This is a genomic window from Micromonospora sp. CNZ280 (genome assembly GCF_011759515.1).
Genome location: NZ_JAAOYP010000001.1, coordinates 2,923,142 through 2,942,308, shown reverse-complemented (window position 1 = coordinate 2,942,308; position 19,167 = coordinate 2,923,142). Strand labels below are relative to the sequence as shown.

Annotated in this window: 21 protein-coding genes; 3 read left to right on the top strand and 18 right to left on the bottom strand. The window is 74.3% G+C overall.

Annotated features, from left to right (window positions below; genetic code table 11):
* Nucleotides 1-76 precede the first annotated feature (76 nt).
* The 11 genes from FHX32_RS14140 to FHX32_RS14090 form a co-directional block, all read right to left on the bottom strand.
* Nucleotides 77-1,408, bottom strand: coding sequence for an NAD(P)/FAD-dependent oxidoreductase (locus tag FHX32_RS14140; protein ID WP_167181724.1), 1,332 nt, complete (start codon nt 1,406-1,408; stop codon nt 77-79).
* Between the two features lie 138 nt (nt 1,409-1,546).
* The gene (locus FHX32_RS14135; RefSeq protein WP_486481110.1) at nt 1,547-2,107 is read right to left on the bottom strand and encodes a hypothetical protein; all 561 of its coding nucleotides are present in this window, start codon (nt 2,105-2,107) and stop codon (nt 1,547-1,549) included.
* A gap of 217 nt (nt 2,108-2,324) precedes the next feature.
* Entirely contained in the window at nt 2,325-3,728 is a 1,404-nt protein-coding gene (locus FHX32_RS14130; RefSeq protein ID WP_167181720.1) for a DUF58 domain-containing protein, read from the bottom strand.
* Nucleotides 3,728-4,735: an AAA family ATPase gene (locus tag FHX32_RS14125; protein WP_167181718.1), complete on the bottom strand. Its 1,008-nt coding sequence runs from the start codon at nt 4,733-4,735 to the stop codon at nt 3,728-3,730. Before FHX32_RS14125 ends, FHX32_RS14130 begins: the two co-directional genes overlap by 1 nt.
* On the bottom strand, nt 4,735-5,322 hold the full coding sequence (locus FHX32_RS14120) for a hypothetical protein (protein WP_167181716.1): 588 nt from the start codon (nt 5,320-5,322) through the stop codon (nt 4,735-4,737). Before FHX32_RS14120 ends, FHX32_RS14125 begins: the two co-directional genes overlap by 1 nt.
* Nucleotides 5,319-6,056: a DUF4129 domain-containing protein gene (locus FHX32_RS14115; protein ID WP_167181715.1), complete on the bottom strand. Its 738-nt coding sequence runs from the start codon at nt 6,054-6,056 to the stop codon at nt 5,319-5,321. The genes FHX32_RS14120 and FHX32_RS14115 overlap by 4 nt, the downstream gene beginning before the upstream one ends.
* Nucleotides 6,057-6,134: 78 nt before the next feature.
* Nucleotides 6,135-6,848, bottom strand: a complete 714-nt coding sequence (locus tag FHX32_RS14110; protein ID WP_167182741.1) for a uracil-DNA glycosylase — start codon at nt 6,846-6,848, stop codon at nt 6,135-6,137.
* A gap of 19 nt (nt 6,849-6,867) precedes the next feature.
* Nucleotides 6,868-7,554 carry a dienelactone hydrolase family protein gene (locus FHX32_RS14105; RefSeq protein ID WP_167181713.1) on the bottom strand — a complete coding sequence of 229 codons (687 nt, stop codon included), beginning with the start codon at nt 7,552-7,554 and terminating at the stop codon, nt 6,868-6,870.
* A 190-nt stretch (nt 7,555-7,744) separates the two neighbouring features.
* Nucleotides 7,745-8,227, bottom strand: a complete 483-nt coding sequence (locus FHX32_RS14100) for an LppU/SCO3897 family protein (protein ID WP_167181711.1) — start codon at nt 8,225-8,227, stop codon at nt 7,745-7,747.
* Nucleotides 8,228-8,389: 162 nt separating this feature from the next.
* A complete protein-coding gene (locus FHX32_RS14095) occupies nt 8,390-9,409 on the bottom strand; it encodes a DUF1275 domain-containing protein (RefSeq protein WP_167181709.1) in 1,020 nt (339 codons plus the stop codon).
* Nucleotides 9,406-9,738, bottom strand: coding sequence for a PadR family transcriptional regulator (locus tag FHX32_RS14090; protein ID WP_167181707.1), 333 nt, complete (start codon nt 9,736-9,738; stop codon nt 9,406-9,408). The genes FHX32_RS14095 and FHX32_RS14090 overlap by 4 nt, the downstream gene beginning before the upstream one ends.
* A gap of 96 nt (nt 9,739-9,834) precedes the next feature.
* On the opposite strand from FHX32_RS14090, the gene FHX32_RS14085 reads away from it, so the two are divergent.
* Nucleotides 9,835-10,461: a LysE family translocator gene (locus tag FHX32_RS14085; RefSeq protein WP_167181705.1), complete on the top strand. Its 627-nt coding sequence runs from the start codon at nt 9,835-9,837 to the stop codon at nt 10,459-10,461.
* An 11-nt stretch (nt 10,462-10,472) separates the two neighbouring features.
* On the opposite strand, the gene FHX32_RS14080 is transcribed toward FHX32_RS14085, so the two are convergent.
* From FHX32_RS14080 to eno, 5 genes are all read right to left on the bottom strand, one after another.
* Nucleotides 10,473-11,405 carry a Ppx/GppA phosphatase family protein gene (locus tag FHX32_RS14080; RefSeq protein ID WP_167182738.1) on the bottom strand — a complete coding sequence of 311 codons (933 nt, stop codon included), beginning with the start codon at nt 11,403-11,405 and terminating at the stop codon, nt 10,473-10,475.
* A gap of 67 nt (nt 11,406-11,472) precedes the next feature.
* Nucleotides 11,473-12,012, bottom strand: coding sequence for an amino-acid N-acetyltransferase (locus tag FHX32_RS14075; RefSeq protein WP_167181703.1), 540 nt, complete (start codon nt 12,010-12,012; stop codon nt 11,473-11,475).
* Complete coding sequence (locus FHX32_RS14070; protein WP_109900259.1) at nt 12,009-12,566, bottom strand: DUF501 domain-containing protein; 558 nt, start codon at nt 12,564-12,566, stop codon at nt 12,009-12,011. Before FHX32_RS14070 ends, FHX32_RS14075 begins: the two co-directional genes overlap by 4 nt.
* Before the next feature lie 34 nt (nt 12,567-12,600).
* Nucleotides 12,601-13,239: a septum formation initiator family protein gene (locus FHX32_RS14065; protein ID WP_167181701.1), complete on the bottom strand. Its 639-nt coding sequence runs from the start codon at nt 13,237-13,239 to the stop codon at nt 12,601-12,603.
* Nucleotides 13,240-13,271: 32 nt separating this feature from the next.
* Nucleotides 13,272-14,555, bottom strand: a complete 1,284-nt coding sequence (gene eno, locus FHX32_RS14060; RefSeq protein WP_167181699.1) for a phosphopyruvate hydratase — start codon at nt 14,553-14,555, stop codon at nt 13,272-13,274.
* Between the two features lie 252 nt (nt 14,556-14,807).
* On the opposite strand from eno, the gene FHX32_RS14055 reads away from it, so the two are divergent.
* Together FHX32_RS14055 and FHX32_RS14050 are read left to right on the top strand one after the other, a co-directional pair.
* Nucleotides 14,808-15,500 carry a hypothetical protein gene (locus FHX32_RS14055; RefSeq protein WP_167181697.1) on the top strand — a complete coding sequence of 231 codons (693 nt, stop codon included), beginning with the start codon at nt 14,808-14,810 and terminating at the stop codon, nt 15,498-15,500.
* Nucleotides 15,497-16,378: an NUDIX domain-containing protein gene (locus FHX32_RS14050; RefSeq protein WP_167181695.1), complete on the top strand. Its 882-nt coding sequence runs from the start codon at nt 15,497-15,499 to the stop codon at nt 16,376-16,378. Before FHX32_RS14055 ends, FHX32_RS14050 begins: the two co-directional genes overlap by 4 nt.
* A 73-nt stretch (nt 16,379-16,451) precedes the next feature.
* On the opposite strand, the gene FHX32_RS14045 is transcribed toward FHX32_RS14050, so the two are convergent.
* Together FHX32_RS14045 and FHX32_RS14040 are read right to left on the bottom strand one after the other, a co-directional pair.
* Nucleotides 16,452-18,071 (bottom strand): DUF885 domain-containing protein, encoded by a 1,620-nt coding sequence (locus FHX32_RS14045; RefSeq protein WP_167181693.1) that lies wholly within the window; start codon nt 18,069-18,071, stop codon nt 16,452-16,454.
* A gap of 109 nt (nt 18,072-18,180) precedes the next feature.
* On the bottom strand, nt 18,181-19,167 hold the full coding sequence (locus FHX32_RS14040) for a nucleoside triphosphate pyrophosphohydrolase (protein WP_167181691.1): 987 nt from the start codon (nt 19,165-19,167) through the stop codon (nt 18,181-18,183).

The window sequence follows — 19,167 nt, the reverse complement described above, 5'->3', positions numbered from 1 at the left end:
CGGCGGCGCGGCCGGGCGCGGAGACGGCGAACGCCCCTCCGCCGGGGCGGAGGGGCGTGCGTCGACGTGCCGTGGGTCAGCCGCGCGCGGCGCCGACCGGCTGGGACGCCTCGGCGAACTCCTCGCGCGGGTCGTGCAGCTGGCCGAGGGCGACCACCTCGCGCTTGAGGAAGAACGCCAGCGTCCAGTCGACCACCACCCGGACCTTGCGGTTGAACGAGGGGATCCGGCTCATGTGGTACGTCCGGTGCATGAACCAGGCCGGCCAGCCCTTCATCTTGACGCCGTACACCTGGGCGACGCCCTTGTGCAGGCCGAGGCTGGCCACGCTGCCGGCGTGCTTGTGCTTGTACTTCACCGGTTCCCGGCCACGGATGACGTTGACGATGTTGTCGGCCATCCGGGCGGCCTGGCGCACCGCGTGCTGCGCGCTCGGCGAGCAGTACGCTCCGGGCGGGCCGGTCAGGTCGGGCACGGCGGCGCAGTCGCCCGCGCTCCACGCGCCGTCGACCACCCGGCCGCCGTCGACCACCTGCAGCGTCGGCAGGCAGGTCACCCGGCGCCGCTCGTCACGCGGGAAGTCGGTCGCGTCCAGCAGCGGCGACGGCTTGACGCCGGCCGTCCAGACGATCGTGTCGGACTTGAAGCTGTCGCCGTCGGAGAGCTTGACCACGCCGTCGACGCAGGACTCCAGCCGGGTGTCCAGCCGGATGTCCATGTCCCGCTTGAGCAGCTGCTGCACCGTGTAGGCGCCCATGTCCCGGTCGACCTCGGGCAACACCCGCTGGGTCGCCTCGACCAGCACCCAGCGCATGTCCGTCGGCTTCAGCTCCGGGTAGTACCGCAGCGCGTCGCGGGCCATGTCCTCCATCTCGGCGAGCGCCTCGATGCCGGCGTACCCGCCGCCGACGAAGACGAAGGTCAGCGCGCTGCGGCGGACCTCCGGGTCGGGCGTGGCGGCCGCCACGTCGAGCCGGTCCAGCACGTGGTTGCGCAGGTAGATCGCCTCGCCGATGGTCTTGAACCCGATGCCGTGCTCGTGCAGGCCGGGGATCGGCAGGGTCCGGGAGACCGAACCGGGCGCCACCACCACGTGGTCGTACCGGATCTCCCGGGTCGGGCCGCTGATCGGCTGTACCACGGCGGTCCTGCGGTCGTGGTCGATCCGCGTCACCGCGCCCGCCACCACCTTGCACCGGCGCAACTCCCGTCGCAGCGGCACCACGGAGTGCCGCGGGGAGATGTTGCCGGCCGCCGCCTCGGGCAGGAACGGCTGGTAGGTCATGTGGGGCTGCGGGTCCACCACGATGACCTCAGCCTCACGGGAGCTGAGCTTCTTCGACAGGCGCAGGGCCGCGTAGAGACCGACGTGCCCGGCACCCACCACAAGGATCCGCTTCGGATTCACGTCATCTATCTTTCCCCGGGCGGCTCGGCTAATCCCGTTCGCGGCCCCCTTCTGTGACCGAGCACAACCCCTGTGACCTGCGCAACGTGCCGGGCGGCCGGGTCCGCCGGGGTGCCGCCGCAATGGTCGCCCCGGGCGTCATCTGCGGCGCAGCAGCCACCCCAGCAACGCGGTCACCGCGGCCGCGACCAGCAGGCCGGCCACCGTCACCAGCTGGAATCCGCCGGCGCCGCCGGCGCCGGCGAACTCCACCAGCAGCACCCCGAGCACCGCGGCGGCGAGCACCACCGCGCCGGCCCGGGTCAGCCAGCGGACCAGCACGTCCGGGTCGACCGCCGCGTCGTACGGCAGCACCGCGGCCAGCGCGCAGAGGGTGTGGGTGAGGTACAGCACCGCCGCCACGGCCAGCAGCCGCCAGAGCGCGATCGGCCGGCCGTACCCGTCGGTGGCCAGCAGCCACCCGCCGACGGTGACCAGCGCCGCGAAGGTCGGCCAGACCCGGCGCGGCCCGACCGCGGGCAGCACCGCCACCACGACCAGTGCGCCGAGCGGCCGCCCGGACAGCACCTGCGCCGGGTACGCCAGCACGAAGCCGACCAGCGCGCTGAGGAAGATGCCGGCGCGTACCAGCAGCGGCGTGAGGCTGACCCGGCCGGCCGCCCGCCGGACCGCCCGGACCCGTTCGTTGACCGCGTCGATCATCCGCGCCCGCTCCCGTCCGCCACCGCGGGCCGCCCGCTCACCGGGCCACCTTCGTTCGCGACTGCGGGGCTCGCAAACCCGGCTCACTCCTCGCGCTCACCGGGCCACCTTCGTTCGCGACTGCGGGGCTCGCAAACCCGGCTCACTCCTCGCGCTCACCGGGCCACCTTCGTTCGCGACTGCGGGGCTCGCAAACCCGGCTCACTCCTCGCGCTCACCGGGCACCCACCCGGGGAGCGGTGGCCAGCCGGGCCACGTCACGCAGCACCTGGTCGAGGCTGCCCGCGCCGGCCCAGCCCACCACCGGCACGCCGTGCTCGCGCAGTTGCCCGATCATCGTGTCCCGGTCCAGCCGCCATAGCCGGTACGCCACCTCCGCCCAGCCGCGGTCCTTCGGCACCGGCAGGTCGGCCGGCAGGGTGTCCACCGCGACCACGAACCGGCCGGAGCGGGCCAGCCGGGCCAGCATCTGCGCCGACCGCTCGTCCAGCAGCGGGGTGAGCACCACCACCAGGGCGTCGGCGGAGAGCAGCTGCGGCCCGAAGATCTGGTCGTACGGCTCGTGCGGGGAGTGCTCGGGGCGCACGTCGAGCAGCCACTCCAGCACGGTCAGGTACTGCCGGCGGCCGGTGGCCGGGCGCAGCCGGCGGGCGCTCGGGCCGTACTCGAGCAGCGAGACCCGGTCACCCCGGTGCAGATAGTGCTCGGCTATCGCGGCCGCCGCCCGGACCGTGGTGTCCAGCACCGAGGCGGCGCCGCCGACGCCACCGGAGCGGCCCGCCTCGGCGAGCACGTCGAGCAGGACCACCACCTCCGCGTCCCGGTCGGACAGGGTGGCCGCCACGTGCAGTTGCCGGGCCCGCAGCGAGACCCGCCAGTCGATGCGGCGCAGCCGGTCACCGGGCGCGAAGACGCGCACCCCGGCCAGTTCGCCGCCCTCGCCCGGGCGGCGCGAGTGGTGCGCGCCGACCAGGCCGGCGGCCCTGGGCATCGCCTCGACCGCCTCGAACGGCTCGGTCTTCGGATAGACCCGGATGCGGACCGGTTCGGTGATCACCGCGCGGGAGACGAGCAGGCCCTGCGCGGCGGCGACCCGCGCGCCGGCCGGGCCGACCGGGTGCCGCCCCCAGCGCAGCGCCTTGCCGGCGAGTTCCAGGTCGACGGCGGTGGCGGTGGCGAGCGAGGTGACGAACGGCCGGTCGGCCACCGCCGGGGCGCCCGGGCCGCCGCCGGTGGCGATCGCGGTGCCGGCGATGCTGGCCCGCTCGATCCGCAGCCAGGGCGAGACCCGGGTGCGGACCACCGCCACGTCGTAGTCCACCGTGTCCGGGTTGCCGACGGTGACCGTGCCGACGACCTCGCCGCCCTCGACCAGGTGGTCGTCCCCGCCGGCGATCCAGACCTGCGGCTGCGCGGTCGGCCGGCGGCGCAGCGCGTACGCCGTGCCGAGCGCGATCGGCGCGGCCAGCACGATCAGGTCGACCCGGCCGAGCAGCACCGCCGCGATCAGTAGCAGGCCGGTCAGCAGCACCGCCCGGCCGAGCGCCCAGGTGGGCACCCAGCCGGGCGACGGTTCCGGCTCGCCCGCGTCGACGCGCGGCGCCGTGGACCGGGCCATCAGCGCCCGGGCCGGCCGGCGGCGTAGCTGGGCAGCGCGCCGCTGGCCGGGGCCGGGGTGCCGGCGAGCACCTCACCGACCACGAAGGACGGATCGACCCGGCGCAGCCACATCTCCGGGCGCAGCGTGATCCGGTGCGCCAGCGCCGGCGCGGCGACCTCCTTGACGTCCTCCGGCACCACGTAGTCCCGGCCGGCGAGGACCGCCCGCACCCGGGCCAGCAGCAGCAGTGCCAGCGACCCACGCGGTGAGGCGCCGACCAGCACCGACGGGTGCTCGCGGGTGGCCGCCGTCAGCGCCACGATGTAGCGGCCCACCGAGTCCTCCACCACCACGTCCTCCAGCGCGGCCTGCATGGCGCGCAGCGTGGCGGCGTCGACCACCGGCTTGATCTCGGCCTCCTCGCGGCGGCGGGCCATCCGCCGGCGCAGCACCTCCCACTCCTCCTCGTGCTCCGGGTAGCCGAACGACACCCGCAGCAGGAACCGGTCGAGCTGCGCCTCGGGCAGCGGATAGGTGCCCTCGTACTCGATCGGGTTGGCGGTGGCCAGCACGTGGAACGGCTCGTCCAGCCGGTACGTCACGCCCTCGACCGAGACCTGCTTCTCCTGCATCGCCTCCAGCAGCGCCGACTGGGTCTTCGGCGGGGTCCGGTTGATCTCGTCGGCGAGCAGCAGGTTGGTGAAGACCGGCCCGGCCCGGAAGGCGAAGTCACCGCTGCGCTGGTCGTAGAGGAACGAGCCGGTGACGTCGGCGGGCAGCAGGTCCGGGGTGAACTGGAGCCGGCGGAAGTCCAGCCCGAGCGCCTGGGCGAAGGAGCGGGCGGTGAGCGTCTTGCCCAGCCCGGGCAGGTCCTCCAACAGCACGTGGCCGCCGGCCAGGATCCCCGCGAGGACCAGTTCCAGGGCTTCCCGCTTGCCGACCACGACCTGGCCGACCGCGTCCAGCACCGCCCGGGCGAGGTGGCCGACCTCGGTGGCGGGGATCGTCCGGTCGACGTCGTTCATCAGAGCTTCTCCAGTTCGGCGACGATCGCCGCGAGGTCACGCGGCGACGGGGTACGGCGGGGCGGGGTCTCCAGGAACGTCCACAGCCGCTCGCCCAGCAGGGCGCGGGCCCGGGGCGGGTCCGACTCGCGGGTCACGCCGTGGCGCTGGCGCAGCCGCTCGTCGGCCAGTTCACCGAGCCGGGGCAGGACCACCTTGGTGAACCGTTCCGGCCGGGTGGCGGACCAGTCCAGCGGGACCTCCCAGCCGTTGATCGCGGTCCGCAGCGCGTCCCGGGCGCCCCAGTTCCAGACGCCGTCGTCCGTGCCGACCGAGGCCCGGGGTCCGGCGCCCGGCAGCGGCGGCGGGGGCGTCAGCGCGGCGACGATCCGGCGCACCGCGAAGAGCGCGACCACCCCGGCGACCAGGATCAGCAGGGAGACCCGCAGGCCGACCGCGCGCAGCCCGGCGACCAGCACGACCACCACCGCCGCCATGCCGGCCAGGGCGCGCAGCACCCGCCCGACCCGGCCGCCCCGCTCCCGCCCGTCGGCCCGGGGCCGCTCCTCCTCGAAGCTGAGCAGGTCGTCGATGCTGGTGCTGCTCATGATGCCGGCTCCGCCCCGACCACCGTGGTGAGTTCACCACGCAGCCGGCGCAGCGCGGCGCGGGCCTGGTCCCGGGTGTGTTCGTCGACCGGGTGGGTGGCGTACCGCGCCTCCCGGTAGACGTGGGCGAACTCGGCCAGCACATCGGCGCTGACGATCGCCGGCACGCCGGCGGCCGGGTCCCCGCGCAGCAGGCGGGTGACCAGGTCGGTGGGGGTGTCCCCGGGTAGCCGGGGGACGCCGGCGGCGGCGGCCGCCTCCTCCAGCCGGACCCAGCAGGCGATCACCGCGGTCCGCGGGTCGGTGTCCCGGTCGTCCAGCTCGACCAGGCCCGCGTCGAGGGCGGCGACCACCTCGCGGGCGGTGCCCTCGGCGGTACGCCGGGCCGGCTGCACCGGCAACGCCCGGGTGGTCCGGCGGATCGCGCCCCGGACCAGGGTCCAGACCAGGTAGCCGAACGCGACCAGCGCGGCCAGCCCGAGCAGCACGATCGCCACGGTGCCGAGCCACTGCGGGATCTGCGCCCTGGTGGCCTCCCCCGCGTCCCGTGGCTCGACCGGTATCGACGGCGGCGGTTCCACCGACGGGTAGTCCGGGACGTAGGGGACGTTGTCGGCGGCGGGCGGGATCCGGCTGGCGCCGATCGACGAGTGCGCGGCAGCCAGCGCGGCGGCGGCGAGCAGGGCGACCACCGCCGCCACCGGCCACCACCTGCGCCACACGCTGAGATCCATCCGGGACTACCTCCGGACCACCTGGGCGTGCCGCAACGGTCGGTGGGTTCCGTCCGTCATCGTCACCGCCCCGCCGTTTCAGTCCACCCCGGCCAACCGCTTCGCCCGGGCGAACACATCGTCCAGCATCCCTGGTGTCAGCCGTCCCGTGAAGGTGTTCTGCTGGCTGACGTGGTAGCAGCCGAGCAGCTCCGGGGCGGCCGTGCCGGACCAGTGTGCCCCATGCCCGAACGCCGGTCGCGGGCTGGGCGGGCGCTGGCCGTACACCTGACGCAGCACCGGCCACCACGCGGCCCAGGCGAACGCGCCCAGCGCGACCACGACGCGCAGGGTGGAGCGGATCAGCGCGACCTCGCGGTGCAGCCACGGCGCGCAGGTGTCCCGCTCCTGCGGGGTGGGCTTGTTGTCCGGCGGCGCGCAGCGCACCGCGGCGAAGATCCGGGTGTCCCGCAGGGCGAGGCCGTCGTCGACGGAGACGCTGGTCGGCTGGTTGGCCAGGCCGGCGCGGTGCAGCGCGGCGAAGAGCACGTCCCCGGAGCGGTCGCCGGTGAAGATCCGCCCGGTGCGGTTGCCGCCGTGCGCGGCCGGGGCCAGGCCGAGGATGGCGATGCGCGCGTCCGGAGCGCCGAAGCCGGGCACCGGCCGGCCCCAGTACTCCTGGTCGCGGAAGGCAGCCCGGCGGGTCCGGGCCACCTCCTCCCGCCAGTCGACCAGTCGGGGGCAGGCGAAGCAGTCGCTGACCGCGCCGTCGAGGTCGGCCAGGTCGGTCGCCCGCGCGGCGCGGGCGACCACCTCCTCGGGCGTACGCGGCTCAGCCAAGCTTGGCCCGGAAGAGTTCGAGGGTACGGGCCCAGGCGGTGGCGGCGGCCCGCTGGTCGAAGTTCTCCGGCCGGTCCTCGTTGAAGAAGGCGTGCGCGGTGCCCGGGTAGTCGTAGGTCTGGCAGCTGCCGCCGGCGGTCTCGATGGCCCGCCGGACGGTCTGTACGCCCTCGGCGGCGGAGGTGCCGTCCGCCTCCGAGCAGTGGACGTGCGCGGCCTTGCCGGCGTAGTCGGCCCACTCGGCGCGCATCCCGTCCCACGGCAGCCGGGGGTAGAACGCGGCGGTGGCGACGATCCGCTCGGAGCGGGTGGCCGCCCAGAGGGCCAGGCTGGCGCCGGCGCAGAAGCCGGCGCACCCGACCTTGCCGGCGACCTCCGGACGGCCGGCGAGGTAGTCGGCCGCGCTGGCGATGTCCGCCGCCGCCTCGTCCATCTGCCGGGCGTTCAGGATCTGCCGGGGCTCGTCCGGCTTGCTGGCCGGACCGCCGTGCCGGAAGTCGGGAGCGAGGGCGACGAAGCCGGCCTCGGCGAACCGGTCGACGACGGCCTGGACGTGGGGCACCAGCCCCCACCAGTCCTGGATGACGATGACCGCGGGGCTCGCCGCACCGCCGGAGGGTATCGCGAGATACCCCTCGCTCGTCCCCCCGTTGCTGGTGAAGCTCACCATTTCGCCCATCGACCCGTCCTCCTAGCGGTCAGTCATCGTTGGCTGGTCGCCCAGTGGTCCTACGTGCCGGTAGCCTGCCACGCGCCCACCGTCGGCGGGAAGACGCTGGAACAGTGGCATTCACCTCCCGTTCGCCTCCCGGTACGCCGACGGCGGCGCGGAGGTCTCCGCGCCGCCGTCGGGGGTGCCGTACGGAAGGTCAGGCCTTCTTGGTGAGGCAGAGCAGGTAGCCCTTCTTACCGGGCTCGATGCTGTAGAAGACGTACCCGTCCTCACCCTCCTTGATGTACTGCTCGCAGGCCTCGCCCGTCTTGGCCTGCGCCTCGGTCTGCCCGTCGACGCGGCCGACCACGTTGTACACCGCCTCGGTGGAGGTGCAGTCGACGACCTTCGCGTTGTCGACCTCCTCTTCCTCGGTGCCGGTGATCTCGGGCAGCTCGGCGATGCAGTCGCCCGCCTTGGCCTCGGCCGTCTCATCCTTGTTCAGGAAGTTGCCGATGGCCGTGCCGAGGCCGAACTTCAGCCCGGCGATGACCAGGAACACGACGATCGCGCCCACGATGCCGAGCACCTTCTTGCCGCCGGACTTCTTCGGCGCCGGCTCCGCCGGGGGCGGCGCCTGGACGCCCGGCTGGGACTGCTGGGCGTCCGGGGCGGGGGGCGGTGCGACCTGCTCTGACACGGATTTTCCTTCCGAGGGGTTGATGAGCAGACGACACCGTAACGATCACCGGACGGCGCCGCTGCCCCGCCGGCCTCATCCGTTCAGCCATTTCCCAGCTTCGGCCGGTACGCCGAGATCCCGGCCACTCCACAGCGGGTGACCGGGATCCCGGCGGTGGCCTCAGCCGGTGGCGCCCGGGGTCGGGGTGGCGCTCGGGCTCACCGTCACGCCCGGGGTCGGCGTGCCGGTGGCGTCCGGTCCGCCGGTGGGCTCCGGCGCGCCGGTGGCCTCCGGCGTCGGGGTGCCCAGCGGGGGCACGGTCGGCGCGGGTGCGGCCGGGGCGCGCGGCGCGAAGGGCGCCTGCTCGGGGCAGTACGGGTACGTCCGCAGCAGCGGGTTGCCGGTACCGCTCGGGTCGCGCGGGTCGAGGCAGTCCGGGTAGCCCAGCCGGATCGGCGCGCCGTTCTGGTCGAACAGCCGCGCGTTCTCCACCAGCCGCCCCTCGCTGTCGTAGACGAAGACGTCTCGCACCTGGTCGTACGGGTTCTGCACCAAGGTGGCGTCGTAGTTGTAGTTCAGGTAGCCCGCCCGGTCCTCCGCGTTGGCCAGCCCGGCCAGCGCGAAGACGACGAGCACCAGGCTGGCCGCGTGCATCGCCCAGCGGGGCCAGCGCCGCAGCCGCGCCGAGCGGTGGCCGAGCCAGATCGAGCCGAGCAGGAAGGCGGCCAGCATCACCAGCCCGGCGACCAGCTCGCCGCCGAAGCGCGGCAGCAGGCCGAAGGTGCCGCCGGTGGTGATCACGGTGACCAGCATGGCGGCGAGGTAGCCACGCAGCACCCACCAGGCTGGGCGGAGCAGCCGCAGGAACTCGCTCGCCCGGGCGTACCCCAGCAGCGGACCGAGCTGGGTGTCCAGCTGGCGCGCCTGGCGCCGGGTCCGGCCCACGACGGCGGCCACGCGCTGGTCGAGGTTGCGCCCGGCGGCGGTGGCCGGCGCACCGGCCGCGGCCCGCAGCTCCGCCGCGTACGCCTCGGGCTCGCCGAGGCGCTCGACCAGGGTGCCGTCCGCCTCGGCGGCCACCTCGGCGAGGTGCTCCGGCAGGTCCTCGGTCAGTTCGTCGCGGGCCTCGGCGGGCAGGTCGGCCAGCGCGGCCCGGACCTGCCCGACGTAGTTCGCGATCTCCTGCTCCGTGACGGTCATGCCGCCATCCCCCGATCGTCGAGCAGTGTGTCCATGGTGGTGGCGAACGAGCGCCAGAGCTTGCCGGAGCGGGAGAGCTGGTCCCGCCCGGCGGCGTTGAGTGAGTAGTACTTGCGGTGCGGGCCGGATTCGCTGGGCACGACGTACGTGGTCAGCAGGCCGGCGGCGAAGAGCCGGCGCAGGGTGCCGTAGACGGAGGCGTCGCCGACCTCCTCCAGGCCGGCCTCGCGCAACCGGCGGAGGATGTCGTAGCCGTAGCCGTCCTCCTCGCGCAGCACGGCGAGGACCGCGAGATCCAGCACGCCCTTCAGCAGCTGTGTGGTGTCCACGATTCGCACACTACTGTGCGATGCGGAGTACCGTCAACGAAACAGTAGCTCGCCACGCCGGTGGCCTCCCGTCGTCCGCCCGCCTAGGGTCGGAACATGTCCTGGAGCAGCTACGGATCGTTCCTGGTCTTCGCCCTGGTGCTGATCCTGATCCCCGGCCCGGACTTCGCCGTGGTCACCCGCAACACCCTGGCCTCCGGGCGGCGGCGCGGCGTGTGGAGCGCCGTCGGCGTCACCGGTTCCAACGCGGTGCAGGGCATCGCTGCGGCGGCCGGCCTCGGCGCGCTCGTCGTCCGCTCCCAGCCGCTGTTCGAGGCGATCCGCTGGGCCGGCGTGGCCTACCTGGCGTACCTGGGCGTGCAGGCGTGGCGATCGGCGTGGGCCGGCCGCTACCCGCCGCTGACCGGCGACGCGGCCCCGCCCGGCCAGGCGGCGACCGGCTTCCGGCAGGGCTTCCTGTCCAACATCACCAACCCGAAGGTGCTCGCCTTCTACCTGGCCGTGCTGCCGCAGTTCGTCGGCGGCTCGGCGCCACTGGCGGTGCTGATGGCGTTCGCGCTCAGCCACGCGGTGCTCTCGCTGCTGTACCTGCTGGTGCTGGTCGGCGCGCTGCACCGGGCGCGACAGATGCTCTCCCGGCGGCGGGTGCGCCGCTGGCTGGACGGGCTGACCGGGTTCGCCCTGCTCGGCTTCGGCGCCCGGCTCGCCACCGAACGCGCCTGACCGCTACGGCCTCACGGCTGGAGACTCCAGGCGATGCCGTCGAGGATGTCGTGCTCGGAGGCGACCACCGAGGGCATCCCGGCGCGCTCCATGATCACCCGGAGCACCAGGGCGCCGGCGCCGATCACGTCGGCCCGGCCCGGGTGCATCACCGGTATCGCCAGCCGCTGCTCGCGGGTCTTGCCGAGCAGGTCAGCCGTCACGTCCGCCACCGCCTCGTACGACACCCGGGCGTGGTGAATACGGCCCGGGTCGTACTCCTGGAGCCCTTGCGCGATGGCGACGACCGTGGTGACCGACCCGGCGAGCCCGACCAGGGTGGCCGCCTTCCGGCCTGGCACGACCTCCAGCGCCCGGTCGACGGCGACCGCGATGTCGGCCTGCGCGGCGGCGATCTCGTCCAGGCTCGGCGGATCGCCGTGCAGGTGCCGCTCGGTCATCCGGACGCAGCCGATGTCCATCGAGACGGCCGCCTCGACCCCGCCGGTGCGGGTGCCGACCACGAACTCGGTCGAGCCGCCGCCGATGTCGATGACCAGGAAGGGCTCGCGCGCGTCGGCGGGCACCCCGCGCACCGCGCCGGTGAAGGAGAGCCGCGCCTCCTCGTCGCCGGTCACCACCTCGGGCGCGACCCCGAGGGTCCGCTCGACCATCTCCCGGAAGTCGGCGGCGTTGGAGGCGTCCCGGGATGCCGAGGTGGCGCACATCCGGATCCGCTCGGCGCCGAGTTTGTCGATGTCGGCGGCGTACGAGGCCAGCGCCACCCGGGTGCGCTCGATCGCCTCCGGGGCCAGCCGGCCGGTCCTGTCGACGCCCTGGCCGAGCCGGACGATCTCCATCCGCCGGCTCAGGTCGACCAGCGGCGCCTCCGGTCCGGCGTCGGTGTCGGGCAGGTCGGCCACCAGCAGGCGGATCGAGTTGGTCCCACAGTCGATGGCGGCCACGCGCGTCGTCACGGCAGCCACCCTACGGCAGTCCGCCGGCGGAGCCAGCCGGGAACCGCCGCCCGGGTCAAAGGCGCAGCAGCATGCGGGTGTTGCCGAGAGTGTTCGGCTTGACCCGCTCCAGGTCGAGGAACTCGGCGACGCCCTCGTCGTACGAACGCAGCAGTTGCTCGTAGACCGGCTGCGGCACCGGCGCGCCGTCGATCTCGGTGAAGCCGAACGAGCCGAAGAACCGGGTCTCGAAGGTGAGCACGAAGATCCGGGAGACGCCGATGTCCCGGGCGGCGTCGATCAGCTCACCGACGATCCGGTGGCCGATCTTGCGACCCCGGCACGACGGGTCCACCGCCACCGTCCGGATCTCGGCCAGGTCCTCCCACATCACGTGCAGCGCGCCGCAGCCGACCACCGTGTCGTCGGCGGCCCGGACCGCGACCCGGAACTCCTGCACGTCCTCGTAGAGCGTGACGGTGGCCTTGCTGAGCAGCCGCCGGTCGTCGGTGTAGGTGTCCACCAGCCGGCGGATGCCGCGGACGTCGCCGGTGCGGGCCCGGCGGACGACGATCTCGTCCGCGGCGACCCGGCCCGGTTCGGCGACCCCGGTCATTCGGCCGCCGGCACGTCCACGCACGGCCCCGCGGTCCACCAGGGCTCCACCAGCTCCAGCGTCTCGTCGCCGAACGGGTTCACCCCCGGCCCGGCGGCCAGCGCGTGACCGAGGTGCACGTGCAGGCACTTCACCCGCCCCGGCATGCCACCGGCGGAGATGCCGGCGATCTCCGGCACGTGCCCGATCGCCTCGCGGCGGGTCAGGTAGTCCTGGTGCGCGGCCCGGTAGCGGGCGGCCAGCTCCGGATCGGTGGCCAGCCGGTCGGCCATCTCCTTCATCAGCCCGGCGGACTCCAGCCGGCTGCACGCCGCGGTCGCCCGCGGGCAGGTCAGGTAGTACAGCGTCGGGAAGGGCGTGCCGTCGGCCAGTCGCGGCGTCGTCTCCACCACGTCGGGCAGGCCGCACGGGCAGCGGTGGGCCACCGCCCGGGTGCCCCGGGGCGGGCGGCCGAGCTGCGCGGCCACCGCGGCCAGGTCGGCCTCGGTGGCCGGTTCCCGCTGCGGCAGGGGTACGGAGTCCGCCGCCGGCTCCTGCGGTGGTACGACAGTCACGGTGTCCGTCTCTCGTTCGGTGCCCGGCCGGTGCTCACCTGTCGGGCTGCTCGGCGTTGGCGGCCTGCACACTCGACCAGAGGGTGTCGTACCAGGGGTCCGGGGTGGTCGGCCGGGCCGGAGCACCGCGGCCGGCGTCCCGGGCGGCGCCCTCCGGGTCGTTGAGCAGGATGACGATCTTCTCGCCCGGCCGGGTCATGAAGAACCGCTCCCGGGCCTTGGTCTCGATGAACGCCTTGTCCTGCCACTTGGCCGCCTCGGCGGACAGGTCCGCGATCAGCCTCTCCTGCTCCGCCTGGGACGCCTCCATCCGCTCGATGTCGGCCTGCTGGTCCAGGTAGACCCGCACCGGGTAGGTGTAGGCCAGGGCGAGCGCGATCAGCACCGCGAAGAGCACGGTGGCCCGCCCGGTGAAGCGTCGGGGATGGGGTGCGGTGAGCCGCTTGACAGCGCCTCCGGCCGCCGCACGCCGGGCGGCGGCGGGCCGGTTCGCGGAGCGTACGCCCTCGGCACCGCGGGCGGCGCCGGGCGCGCGGCCGGCGGCGGCGCGCGGGTCGGCGCGAACCCCGCCGTCGCGGGCCGATCCCCGGCCGGCCCGGCTCCCGCCCGGCCGGCCGGGCTGACCGGGCCGGCGGGCGGGCCGCTGACCGCCCGGTGTGCGGCGCTGCTGCATCGTCACACCCCTCCCCCGAGGCTTCGCGCGACTCAGGCCGAACGGTAGCGCGGGAACGCGCCCGCCCCGGCGTACCGCGCCGCGTCGGCCAGTTCCTCCTCGATCCGCAGAAGCTGGTTGTACTTCGCCACCCGGTCCGAACGGGCCGGCGCGCCGGTCTTGATCTGGCCACAGCCGGTGGCCACCGCCAGGTCGGCGATGGTGGTGTCCTCGGTCTCGCCGGAGCGGTGGCTCATCATGCACTTGAACCCGGCCCGGTGCGCCAGGTCCACCGCGTCGAGGGTCTCGGTCAGCGAACCGATCTGGTTCACCTTGACCAGCACGGCGTTGGCGGCCTTCTCGGCGATGCCGCGGGCGATCCGCTGCGGGTTGGTGACGAACAGGTCGTCGCCGACGATCTGGATCCGGTCGCCGATCGAGGCGGTCAGCGTCTGCCAGCCGCTCCAGTCGTCCTCCGACAGCGGGTCCTCGATCGACACGATCGGGTAGTCACCGATGAGCTTGGTGTAGTAGTTGCTCATCTCCTCGGCGGTCTTGGTGGCGCCCTCGAAGGTGTAGGTGCCGTTGTCGAAGAACTCGGTGGCGGCCACGTCGAGCGCGAAGACGATGTCGGTGCCGAGCCGGTAGCCGGCCTTCTCCACCGCCTCGGCGATCAGGTCCAGCGCGGCGGAGTTGGTGGGCAGGTTCGGCGCGAAGCCGCCCTCGTCGCCCAGCCCGGTGGAGAGATCCTTCTTCTTCAGCACCGACTTCAGCGCGTGGTAGACCTCCGCACCGGAACGCAGCGCCTCGCGGAAGCTGGGCGCGCCGATCGGGGCGATCATGAACTCCTGGATGTCGACGTTGGAGTCGGCGTGCGCGCCACCGTTGAGGATGTTCATCATCGGCACCGGCAGCAGGTGCGCGTTCGGGCCGCCCAGGTAGCGGAAGAGGCTCAACTCGGCGCTGCCCGCGGCGGCCTTCGCCACCGCCAGGGAGACCCCGAGGATGGCGTTGGCACCCAGCTCGGACTTGGTGTCGGTGCCGTCGATGTCGAGCATCTTCTGGTCGATGAGCCGCTGCTCGCTGGCCTCGTAGCCGATCAGCTCGTCGACGATCTTGTCCTCGACGTTGGAGACCGCCTTCTCCACGCCCTTGCCCTGGTAGCGGTCGGCGTCACCGTCGCGCAGCTCGATCGCCTCGAAGGCGCCGGTGGAGGCGCCGGAGGGCACCGCGGCGCGGGCCACCGTGCCGTCGTCCAGGCCGACCTCGACCTCGACGGTCGGGTTGCCCCGCGAGTCGAGAATCTCCCGGGCGACGATTCCCTCGATGGTTGCCACTGAGTCGCTCCTCGTTTGTGTGGTTCCGGTCCGGTATGGGCCGCGACGGTGCGGCTGGGGCAGGTGTTGAACGCAGCGTATCGGGCGGCGGTCGGGGCAGGGCCGTCCGGGCACACCCGGGCCTGCCCTCTCGGACGCAGCTTGACCCGAAACCTGCCCCCGACGGCGGGTTACCCGGACATTCCCGGATTCTCGTATCTCAACCGGCAACGGGTTTGCGTACCGTGGACCGGATCGAGCAGGCTGGGCGCCATGCCCGCCGCCTCGACCACCCTTCGTACGCTCGCCGTGTCGGTCATCGCGTCGCTCACCGTCACCGGCTGTCAGGCCATCGACGACGCCGGCCGGGCGATCGGGCGGTCCGACCTGGTCAACGATCTCGCCGCCCGGCTGGACCGGGCGCTGGAGCTGACCTACTCCGCCGAATACCAGCTGCCGGGCGGGCAGACCGCCAGCATCGCCCAGGCGCAGCAGCCGGCCCGCTCCGCGTACACCTACCCGGGCGGCAAGCTGACCGTCACCGACGAGGCGACCACCCGCTGCGAGACCACCGGCGCCCGGACGACCTGCACCCTGGAGGCGCCGCCGGCGCCGAACAGCAAGCCGTCGGTGACCGTCTTCACCGCGGCCAAGCGGCGCGGCCTGGTCACCCCGCCGGTCGTGGTGGGCATGTTGACCGAGGCCGCGCTCGACCCGGACGCGGTGATCACGCAGAGCGACACCACGCTGGCCGGGCGGCACGCCACCTGCGTGGACGTACGACAGGCCACCGGCAACTTCACCGCCTGCGTGACCACCGAGGGCGCGCTGGGCAGCTTCACCGGACAGGTCGACGGCAAGCCGGTGGAGCTGGCGCTGAGCCGCTACCGGGAGACCGTCGACCAGGGGGCGTTCGACCTGCCGCCCGGCGCCGGCGTGGTCGACCGCCGCACGGCCGACTCGTGACCGCGGCGACCGGGGCCGGTGCCCGCTTCGTGCCCGGCGCAGGGCACGCCGGGCCACCGGCGCCGAAGGACCCCGCGCTGCTGGTGGCCGGCCGGAAGCTGCTGGTCGGCGCGGACGGTCATTTCCTCCGGATCGCCGACCTGCCCGCCGGCACCGACTGGGTGCCGCTCGGCACGCTCGACGGCGTCCCCGCCTGGGGGGCCGCCCGGCCGGCCGACCACGCCGGCGATCGTCCGGGCGGCGCGGACGGCACCGAACACCCGGGCCGCTGGCTGAGCTGGCGGGCGCTCGCCGCCGAAGTGCCGGAGCCGCTGGCCGCGCTGGCCGGGCGGGCCCTGCAGGTGGTCACGTGGCGGCACGCCCACCGCTGGTGCGGCGCCTGCCGAACCGAACTGGCCGACGTGCCGGGCGAGTCGGCCCGGCGCTGCCCCGACTGCGACCTGTACGTGCCGATGCAGCTCTCCCCGGCGGTGCTGGTGGCGATCACCCGTCCCGGTCCGGCCGGCCGCCCCGACGAGCTGCTCCTGGTCCGCCACTCGTACGGGCCGACCGAGCTGTGGGCGCTGGTCGCCGGCTTCGTCGAGGCCGGCGAGACGCTGGAGGGGGCGGCGCACCGGGAGGTCGGCGAGGAGGTCGGGCTGGCCCTGGACCGACTGACCTACTTCGGCAGCCAGCCGTGGGCGATGTCCGGCCCCGGGGTGCTGCTCGCCGGCTTCACCGCCACCGCCGCCGACCCGGCCGCCGAGCCGGTGGTCGACGGGCGGGAGCTGGTGCAGGCGCGCTGGTTCCCGCTGGACGCGCTGCCGGCGGAGCTGCCGCCGGCGTACTCGATCTCGCGCTGGCTGATCGACGCCGCGGTGACCGCGGCCCGGGGCTGACCGGGGAACGGCCGCTGCCCGGAGCCGGGCGGGGCTGGCCGGCGACGGGCGGCGCCCGGGGTCGGGCGGCGGGTCAGACGCCGAGCAGGGTGCGCAGGTGGCGCGGGGGCGGGCAGTCGTGGGCGAGCATCGCGTCGTGCCAGTCGCGCACCGGCACCCCGTCCGGACGGGCGGCGGCGATCTCGGCCACCTCGCTGTAGCCGACGAAGTAGGTCGACAGCTGGGTCGAGGTGAGCAGCGCCCGCCGCCACTTGCCGGCCGCCTCGCCCTCCTCCTGGAAGCCGCGTCCGGTCATCAGCGCCATCGCCTCGGCCTCGGGCAGCTCCTCGCAGTGCACCAGCTGGTCGAGCAGCGCGTTGATGGTCATCCGCAGCTGCATCTTGAGCTGCTGCAACCGCACCGGCAGGCCGCCGAAGCCGAGCCCGGCCATCAGCTCCTCGGCGTAGACCGCCCAGCCCTCGATGAACGGGCCGGAGCGCGCCACCGCCCGCACCCGGGTGCCGCCGACGTGGCGGCGGGCGTGGGCGAGCTGGAGGAAGTGCCCGGGCATCGCCTCGTGCACGGTCAGGTTGCGGATCATGTGGTCGTTGTACTCGCGGTAGAACGACTCGATCCGGTGCGCCGGCCAGTCCGCCGGGGTCGGCGCGATGCAGTAGAAGGTCGGCACGTTCGCCGTCTCCAGCGGGCCGGGCGAGTCGCAGTAGGCGACCGCCACGCCCCGGGCGAACTCCGGCATCACCTGGATCACGCACGGGTCGTCGACCAGGGTGACCAGGTCGTGCGCGCGGACGAAGTCGCTCGCCTCGTCCAGCGTCACGCCGGCCAGGTCCACGATGGAGTCGTCGTCCGGGTGCTCCGCGGCGAGCAGGTCCAGCGCCCGGCGTACCGTCTCGTCGTCGGCGGGGCCGCCGACCAGCTCGACCGCCGCCGCGCGGATCTCCTCGGTGACCCGGTCCAGGTTGACCCAGGCGCGGCGTTGAATCTCGGCGGCGCCCAACTCGGTGTCCAGGGTGTGCCAGAGCCGCGCCTCCCAGCGGCGCCGACCCAGCCGCGGGTCCCGCCCGGGGCCGGCGTCGGTGGCCAGGCCGGTGCGCAGCCAGGCGACGAACTCCTCCAGCGCCGCGATGGCCACGGTCGCCACCGGCTCGACCCGGTCGTGCAGCGCGGGCGCCTGGGTGAGCAGCGCCGGCACCTCGTCGCGGATCAGTGCCGCCGTGCCGGTGAACTGCCCGACCGCCGTCTCGGCGTGGATCCGCGGCATGTCCCGCAGCGTCGCGCGGGCGGTCGCCAGCGCGTCCGGTACGGCGGCGAGCCGGCCGGCCAGGCTTTCCAGCCGGACCTCGGCCGGAGCGTACGGGCGGGCGGCCAGCGCGTGCAGCAGCGGGCCGGGGTTGTGCCGCAGCGGGTCCCATTCGTGGGTACGGATCTCGGTCGCCTCGAACAGCGCCCGGTCGACCAGGCCGGTCAACAGCGCGTGGTCGACCCGCTCCTCGACGTCCAGCGCGTCCGGGTCCGACTCGGAGAGCGCGTCGGCCGCCTCCCGGAGCATCGCCCGGTCGGCGGCGAGAGCGTCGGCGGAGAGGTCCGGCAGCCGGTCGTCGTACCGGTGGTCTCCCGCCGACGAGGCCAGCCCCGGCCGGCTCTCCAGCAACGCCTCGACGATCCGCTCCGCCACCACCCCGAACGATTCCACCCACCGACCCTAACCAACCCGAGCGTCCGGCGCGCCGCACTCGTCCGGCGCGTTGATCATGAAGTTGTTGTCATCCGGCGCCCGGCGTGTCACGACAACAACCTCATGATCAACCGGACTGGTCGAGGGTGCGGGGTTCGGCGGCGCGGATGGCGTCGGCGTAGGCGAGGGTGGTGCGGCGGAGGGCGGCTTCGGGGTCGATTCCTGCCTCGCGGGCGGCGGCGACGGTGGCGAGCAGGCTGGCGCCGAGTCTGGCCGCGGGGTCCACCTGGGACTCGGCGAGCGGGGGCGGCACGGCCAGGCCGACCCGGGCGGCACGCTCCAGGATCTTCGCGGCCAGCGCCAGCGCGGGCTGGCTGGGCGCCACCCCGTCCAGCACCGAGCCGCGCGGCTTCTCGGCCCGCTTGATCCGCTCCCAGTTCTCGGTGATCTCTTCAAGGGTGCCCGCCTCGGCGCCGGCGAAGACGTGCGGGTTGCGCCGGATCATCTTGTCGACCAGCGCGCCCGCCACGTCGTCGACGTTCCACCGCTCGCCCTCGGGCAGTTCCTCGGCCAGCCGGGCGTGCAGCAGCACCTGGAGCAGGACGTCGCCCAGCTCCTCGCGCATCGCCTCGGTGTCGTCGGCGCTGATCGCGTCGTACGCCTCGTAGCACTCCTCCAGCAGGAACCCGGCCAGGCTGCGGTGCGTCTGCGCCCGCTTCCACGGGTCGCCGCCCGGGGACGCCAGCCGGTCCATCACCTCGACCGCGTCCAGCAGCCGGGCGCCGGGCGGGTCCCACGAGCCGTACATCAGCTCCAGCTCGGCCAGCCCGGGCTCCCGGGCCAGCCGCAGCCCCAGCTCCCGGGCCAGCGGCTCGTCGCCGGTCGGCCCGGCCAGCCAGACCACGGTGCCGTGCGTCGCCACCGCGTCGAGCAGCGCCTGGGTCGCCCCGGAGCCGACCACCGTGACCTCGGCGCCCGCCGCCCGCACGGCCGCCGTCACAGCGCTCTCCGCGCCGGCCAGCACCGGCGCGGAGCGTACGACGTCCCAGGCCGCCGCGGTCAGCAGACCGGCCGGCAGCCGGGGCGAGGTGACCAGCAGGACGATCCGGGACAT

What these genes read in the sequence shown, in the direction of transcription:
- FHX32_RS14130 (WP_167181720.1), bottom strand. Translation starts at nt 3,728, where the DNA reads ATGGCCCGGTCCACGGCGCCGCGCGTCGACGCGGGCGAGCCGGAACCG.
- FHX32_RS14125 (WP_167181718.1), bottom strand. Translation starts at nt 4,735, where the DNA reads ATGAACGACGTCGACCGGACGATCCCCGCCACCGAGGTCGGCCACCTC.
- FHX32_RS14120 (WP_167181716.1), bottom strand. Translation starts at nt 5,322, where the DNA reads ATGAGCAGCACCAGCATCGACGACCTGCTCAGCTTCGAGGAGGAGCGG.
- FHX32_RS14115 (WP_167181715.1), bottom strand. Translation starts at nt 6,056, where the DNA reads ATGGATCTCAGCGTGTGGCGCAGGTGGTGGCCGGTGGCGGCGGTGGTC.
- FHX32_RS14105 (WP_167181713.1), bottom strand. Translation starts at nt 7,554, where the DNA reads ATGGGCGAAATGGTGAGCTTCACCAGCAACGGGGGGACGAGCGAGGGG.
- FHX32_RS14095 (WP_167181709.1), bottom strand. Translation starts at nt 9,409, where the DNA reads ATGACCGTCACGGAGCAGGAGATCGCGAACTACGTCGGGCAGGTCCGG.
- FHX32_RS14085 (WP_167181705.1), top strand. Translation starts at nt 9,835, where the DNA reads ATGTCCTGGAGCAGCTACGGATCGTTCCTGGTCTTCGCCCTGGTGCTG.
- FHX32_RS14075 (WP_167181703.1), bottom strand. Translation starts at nt 12,012, where the DNA reads ATGACCGGGGTCGCCGAACCGGGCCGGGTCGCCGCGGACGAGATCGTC.
- FHX32_RS14065 (WP_167181701.1), bottom strand. Translation starts at nt 13,239, where the DNA reads ATGCAGCAGCGCCGCACACCGGGCGGTCAGCGGCCCGCCCGCCGGCCC.
- FHX32_RS14055 (WP_167181697.1), top strand. Translation starts at nt 14,808, where the DNA reads ATGCCCGCCGCCTCGACCACCCTTCGTACGCTCGCCGTGTCGGTCATC.
- FHX32_RS14040 (WP_167181691.1), bottom strand. Translation starts at nt 19,167, where the DNA reads ATGTCCCGGATCGTCCTGCTGGTCACCTCGCCCCGGCTGCCGGCCGGT.